We start from the raw sequence: 566 nt of genomic DNA, 5'->3' as shown, positions 1-566 counted from the left end.
TATCTCGCAATGATAACGTTCATTTGCCGGATACGTATAAAACGTATCACAATTTAAGAACCCACCTTGCGGTGTGTTCTTGTCAGCATGATATACATTGTTAAAGAGCGGCTGTTCAATGAACAGTGATAAAGCGATGTGCTGTAGCTATAAAAACCCTTATAGCGACTACAGCGCAGCGACTTATCAATGGTCACGAAACGTTCACAAACGGTATTTAAGGTGAAGAAGTAGTACTAAATGGTGGAGCCAAGCGGGATCGAACCGCTGACCTCCTGCGTGCAAGGCAGGCGCTCTCCCAGCTGAGCTATGGCCCCATTAACACATAACTTTTCCGGGTAATTTTATTCAGAACAAGGCATTTTATGGCGAAGCATAGCCTGCTATGCGAGTCATAAAATAACGCAGTGCTGGATAAAATTTGGTGGGTCTGGGCAGACTTGAACTGCCGACCTCACCCTTATCAGGGGTGCGCTCTAACCAACTGAGCTACAGACCCGGCTATTCAGCCATTACAGATCTTGGGAACCTGTAGCAACTAAATTAACTACCGTTTGCTCTATCAC

At 45.6% G+C, this 566-nt stretch carries 2 tRNA genes; both read right to left on the bottom strand.

Going from position 1 to position 566, the window contains the following annotated elements:
- Positions 1 to 241 precede the first annotated feature (241 nt).
- Positions 242 to 317: transfer RNA gene (locus ACT3TF_RS17185), tRNA-Ala, on the bottom strand.
- Positions 318 to 422: 105 nt separating this feature from the next.
- Positions 423 to 499, bottom strand: a tRNA-Ile gene (locus ACT3TF_RS17180).
- Between the last annotated feature and the right edge of the window lie 67 nt (positions 500 to 566).

Origin of the sequence: Halomonas sp. AOP25-F1-15, assembly GCF_052378675.1 — a bacterium.
Lineage (GTDB): Bacteria > Pseudomonadota > Gammaproteobacteria > Pseudomonadales > Halomonadaceae > Vreelandella > Vreelandella casei.
This window is presented reverse-complemented; position numbering and strand designations above follow the sequence as displayed.